The following is a 5,022-nucleotide window of genomic DNA, read 5'->3' as shown; positions in this document are numbered from 1 at the left end:
ACGGACTGATCCGCATCGACGTCGACGGCATCACCACTTTCGCGAGCCCGAACGCGCTCTCCGCCTTCAACCGCATGGGTTTCGATGACGAGCTGGAGGGCGAGTCGCTCGCGGAGGTCACCACTCGTCTCGTCCCGCCGTCCCGGCAGGTCGACGAGTCGCTTCCCGTCGTCGTCACAGGGCGCGCGCCGTGGCGCACGGACATCGAAGCGCGCGGCGTGACGGTGTCGTTGCGGGCGATTCCGCTGAAGGATCATGGCACCCGCATCGGTGCGATCCTGCTGTGCCGCGATGTGTCTGAGCTTCGGCACCAGGAGCAGGAACTCATCACGAAGGATGCGACGATCCGCGAGATCCACCATCGCGTGAAGAACAATCTCCAGACTGTGGCGTCGCTGCTGCGCATTCAGGCGCGGCGGACGCACTCGGACGAAGCGCGCGATGCTCTCTCGCAGGCCATGCGGCGTGTGGACTCCATCGCGGTGGTGCATGACACCCTCGCGCAGGGCCTTGCTCAGAAAGTCGACTTCGACGAGGTCTTCCACCGCGTGCTCAAACTCGTCGCCGAGGTCGCCTCGGCCCCCAACACTCGTGCGCGCACGCAGTCGACGGGCCGCTTCGGCGTGCTGCCGAGCGAATACGCGACACCGCTCGCGCTCGCGCTGACAGAAGTGGTCACCAACGCGGTCGAACACGGCCTCGCCGGGCAGGAAGGCGTCGTGACGATCGACGCCGCCCGCACGGAGGAGAACCTTCGGGTGACGGTGCGAGACACCGGCAAGGGGCTCCCCGAGGGGCGGATCGGTCAGGGACTCGGGACGCAGATCATCCGCACACTCATCCAGGGCGAGCTCGGCGGCTCTATCGAATGGCGGGGGAGCGAGGGCGAGGGGACCGAGGTCATCATCGACATCCCCCTCCGCTGGTTGACGAAGTAGCAGCGCGCGGGGTGCGGGCATGACGAAGGCGCCCGAGACATCGTCTCGGGCGCCTTCGGCTCAGTTCAGGATGCGCGGCGGGCGCGAGCGGCGCGGCGCTTGAGGGCGCGTCGCTCGTCTTCGGAGAGGCCGCCCCAGACACCCGAGTCCTGGCTGGACTCGAGGGCGTACTGCAGGCAGATCTCGGTGACCGTGCAGGTGGCGCAGACGGTCTTCGCCTTCTCGATCTGGTCGACCGCCGGGCCTGTGTTCCCCACGGGGAAGAACAGCTCGGGATCGACAGTCAAGCAGGCGGCCTTGTCGCGCCAGTCCATGGGGGCTCCTCGGTGTGGATTGAATGATCATCGCGACGCGACGACTCGGATTTCGGGTGCAGTTCGGGTTCCGCTACCCTGTTGAGATACGGACGGATGCCCGCATTCTGTGATGCGAGCACGAAGCCCGCCCCACGCCGCTGTGGGAGCACATGACGCTGTCTATTCTGTTACATGAAACCGGCGAAATCAAGGGTTTCGCCGCTTCTCATTCGATTCTCAGGAGACATCGTGCGCTCACCACGCCTCGCACTCGCGGCAGCAGCGGTCCTCGCTGTGGAAGGCGCCGCGCTGACCGTGTTCGCGCTGATCGAGCTCGTCGGTCTGGGCGCGGGCGATGCGGCGTCTCTTCCCACCGCTCTGGCGCTGATCGTGCTGACGCTCATCGGAGCCGTCGCGCTGATCGCATTCGCCGTCGGCACGCGATCCGGGCACTCATGGGCACGTTCGGGCGGCGTGGTGCTGCAGGTGCTCGCCATCGCGCTCGCCCTCGCTTCGCTCACGCTGCAGCCGATCGCCTGGGCGTTCACCCTGGGCGTCGGTCTTCCGGCGCTACTGTGCTTCGTGCTCCTGATCGCGAGCACTCGCGCGGAGAACGAGCACCTGGCTGCAGAGAACGAGCCCCGGGGCGAGTGATCCTCAGACGTCGATGCCGAGCTGCTTGCGCAGCCGCGCGACGTGACCGGTGGCCTTGACGTTGTACTGGGCGAGCGTGATCGTGCCCTGCTCATCGAGCACGAACGTCGAGCGGAGCACACCCTCGACCACCTTGCCGTAGTTCATCTTCTCGCCCCAGGCGCCGTAGGCGGTGTGCACCGCATGATCCGGGTCGCTGAGAAGGGAGAACGTGAGGCCGTCGCGCTCACGGAATTCGGCGAGTTTCGCGGGCTCATCTCGCGATACGCCGACCACGCGGTAGCCCGCGCCCTGCAACGACGAGATGCTGTCGCGGAAGTCGCACGCCTGCGTCGTGCAACCCGGGGTCATCGCGGCGGGATAGAAGTAGAGGACGGTCTTCTGGCCCCGCGGATCATCGAGCCGGACGGTCGCACCGTCCTGATCGAGAAGAGTGAAGTCGGGAGCAGCGGTTCCGGGTTCGAGGCGCACAGTCACCGCTCCAGCCTAGCGGCCGGGCGTCTGTTCGGCCTTGTCCGCGAAGGTCTGCAGCAGTCGCTGCAACGAGTCCAGACGAGCCAGCCCGGTCTCGCTCAGCTCACCGCGTTCGGCAGCCTCGATCAGAGCGCAGTCCGGAGCATCCGCGAGGTGTGTGCATCCGCGGGGGCAGTTCTGGGCGATCTCGGCGAGCTCGGTGAAGGCGGCGAGGATGTTGGCGGGGTTCACGTGTCCGAGACCGAAGGATCGGACGCCCGGGGTGTCGATCACCCATCCTCGGCCCGTCGGTCCGACGTAGCGCAGCGAGACGGTCGAGGAAGAGGTGTGTCGGCCGCGACCGGTGACCTGATTGACGTGCCCCGTCGCGCGCAGCGCGCTCGGGACGAGGGCGTTGACGAGCGTGGACTTGCCCACACCCGAGTGGCCGACGAACACCGTCGAGTGGCCGACCAGCGCCGCGCCGATCTCGTCGACGGGCATCTCGTCCTGCGCGCTGGTGAAGACCCGCAGATCGAGCCCGTCGAAGTGCGAGAGGAAGGCTGCGGGGTCGGCGAGGTCGGTCTTGGTGACGACGAGCAGCGGGCGGATGCCGGCGTCCAGCGCGGCCACGAGGTAGCGGTCGACCAGCCGCGCGCGGGGCTCGGGGTCGGCGGCCGCGACCACGACCAGCATCTGATCGGCGTTGGCGACGATGACCCGCTCGACCTGATCCGTGTCGTCGGCGCTGCGTCGCAACAGAGAGGTGCGGTCCACGATGCCGATGATGCGTCCGAGGGTGCCGTCCTCGCCGGTGACGTCGCCGACGACGCGAGCGTGGTCGCCGGTGACGATCGGGTTGCGGCGGAGATCGCGTGCGCGCGCGGCCGTGACCATGCGCTCGTCAGGGGTGTCCTCGTCGAGCAGCACCGAGTACCGACCGCGGTCGACTCCGAGCACCCGACCGATCTGCGCGTCGTCGTGCGCCGGCCTGCGCTTGGTCCGCGGGCGGTTCGCCTTCGGATTCGGGCGAGTGCGGATGTTGCTCTCGTCGTACTCCTCGAAGTCGTCGTCGAGGTCGTCCGTGTCGTCGAGCCAGCTCACGCGGACGCGCCCCTCAGCATGCGCTCCCACAGCAGGGTGAACTCGGGGAGCGTCTTGGACGTGGTGCCGATGTCGTCGATCTCGACTCCGGGGACGCGGAGTCCGATCAGAGCGCCGGTCGTCGCCATCCGGTGGTCGTGGTGGGCCGGCCACCCGCCGCCGTGCAGCGCGCGCGGAATGATGCGCAGGCCGTCGGACAGCTCCTCAGCCTCGCCGCCGAGAGCGCGGATGTTGCCGATGAGGGCTGCGATGCGATCGGTCTCATGCAGCCGGATGTGCCCGATGCCGCGGATCGTCGTCGGACCGGACGCGAATGCCGCCAACCCGACGAGGGTCGGCGTGAGCTCGCTCGCCGCCGACAGATCCATGTCGAGCCCGCGGATCTCCGACCCGGCCTTCACCGTGAGCGTGCCGCTGTGGCGACCGACGTGGGCGCCCATGGCCTGCAGGATCTCGGGGAGCAGAGCGCCAGGCTGAGTGGAGTGCACGGGCCATCCGGTGACCGACACGGATCCTCCGGTGACGAGGGCCGCGGCGAGGAATGGCGCCGCGTTCGACAGATCGGGTTCGATCGCGATCTCCTTGGCGCGCGGCACCCCCGCCTCGACGAGCCATTCGCCGGTGGCGGGACGCTCGATGCGGATGCCGCGGCGACTCAGAGCCTCGATCGTCATGTCGATGTGAGGAAGACTCGGCAGGTGTTCGCCCGTGTGCACGAGATGCAGGCCCACGTCGAACCGCGGAGCCGCGAGCAGCAGCCCGGAGACGAACTGGCTGGAGGCCGAGGCATCGATCTCGACCCGTCCGCCGCGGATGCGGCCGTGTCCGCGGATCGTGAACGGCAGTGCCCAGGTGCCCTCGTCGTCGATGTCGACTCCGAGATCTCGCAGGGCGCTGATGAGCCCGCCCATGGGGCGATGCAGCGCGGTCTCGTGAGCGGTGAGGTGCACATCGTGCTGAGCGAGACCGGCCAGCGGCGCGATGAATCGCATCACGGTGCCCGCCTGCCCGCAGTCGACGGTGGTGCCTCCGACGAGCTTGGCCGGCGTGATCGCCAGGTCCGGCCCGAAGTCCCCGTCGCCCTCGATCTCTTCGATACCCACGCCGAGAGCGCGAAGAGCGTCGACCATCCGTCGGGAGTCATCGGAGTGCAGCGGAGCGATGAGCCGCCCCGGTCCGTCGGCGATCGCAGCGATGATGAGTTCGCGGTTCGTGAGCGATTTCGACCCCGGTACAGTCACCGTCGCATGCACGGCGTCCGCGGTGGATGGCGCGACGTAGACGCCCTGGACAGGGGAGGGGGAATACCTGTTGGCGGTCATCGGTTCCCACCTTAGTAAACGCGAGTGTCCGGACGATCGAATCACGGGCTCTCGCCGACAAGGAGAGAGCATGCTCGCAACGTTGGAACGCGAGTCGGTCGACCTCAGCCGCCTAGACTGGCCGGTGATGGATGACACGGCAACCGCAGAGACGGTCAGCGACCCTCGGCGCGACTTCGAGGAACAGGCGATCCCGTTCATGGATCAGCTCTATGCCGCGGCGATGCGCATGACGCGCAACCCGGCCGACGGTGC

At 68.0% G+C, this 5,022-nt stretch carries 6 protein-coding genes and 1 pseudogene; 3 read left to right on the top strand and 4 right to left on the bottom strand.

The features are described 5' to 3' along the window. Positions 1–938, top strand: a 938-nt coding sequence (locus J7E68_RS13195) for a sensor histidine kinase (RefSeq protein ID WP_215173299.1), incomplete at its 5' end; no start/stop codon positions are given. A gap of 65 nt (positions 939–1,003) precedes the next feature. On the opposite strand, the gene J7E68_RS13190 is transcribed toward J7E68_RS13195, so the two are convergent. After that, on the bottom strand, positions 1,004–1,252 hold the full coding sequence (locus tag J7E68_RS13190; protein ID WP_028503730.1) for a WhiB family transcriptional regulator: 249 nt from the start codon (positions 1,250–1,252) through the stop codon (positions 1,004–1,006). Between the two features lie 231 nt (positions 1,253–1,483). Between J7E68_RS13190 and J7E68_RS13185 the strand changes: the two genes are divergently transcribed. Continuing rightward, a complete protein-coding gene (locus J7E68_RS13185; RefSeq protein ID WP_215173297.1) occupies positions 1,484–1,888 on the top strand; it encodes a hypothetical protein in 405 nt (134 codons plus the stop codon). A 3-nt stretch (positions 1,889–1,891) separates the two neighbouring features. Here J7E68_RS13185 and bcp read toward each other — a convergent pair whose 3' ends face one another. Genes bcp through aroA form a run of 3 tightly spaced genes read right to left on the bottom strand, consistent with a single transcriptional unit; the run spans position 1,892 to position 4,767 of the window. Beyond that, a complete protein-coding gene (gene bcp, locus J7E68_RS13180; RefSeq protein WP_215173295.1) occupies positions 1,892–2,365 on the bottom strand; it encodes a thioredoxin-dependent thiol peroxidase in 474 nt (157 codons plus the stop codon). Between the two features lie 9 nt (positions 2,366–2,374). Further along, positions 2,375–3,445 (bottom strand): ribosome small subunit-dependent GTPase A, encoded by a 1,071-nt coding sequence (rsgA, locus tag J7E68_RS13175; RefSeq protein ID WP_215173293.1) that lies wholly within the window; start codon positions 3,443–3,445, stop codon positions 2,375–2,377. Beyond that, positions 3,442–4,767, bottom strand: coding sequence for a 3-phosphoshikimate 1-carboxyvinyltransferase (aroA, locus tag J7E68_RS13170; protein WP_215173290.1), 1,326 nt, complete (start codon positions 4,765–4,767; stop codon positions 3,442–3,444). The genes rsgA and aroA overlap by 4 nt, the downstream gene beginning before the upstream one ends. 127 nt (positions 4,768–4,894) lie before the next feature. On the opposite strand from aroA, the pseudogene J7E68_RS19860 reads away from it, so the two are divergent. Next, positions 4,895–5,022, top strand: a pseudogene (locus tag J7E68_RS19860) (RNA polymerase subunit sigma); the annotation flags it as partial.

It is taken from the genome of Microbacterium sp. ISL-103 (genome assembly GCF_018613995.1).
Lineage (GTDB): Bacteria > Actinomycetota > Actinomycetes > Actinomycetales > Microbacteriaceae > Microbacterium.
This window is presented reverse-complemented; position numbering and strand designations above follow the sequence as displayed.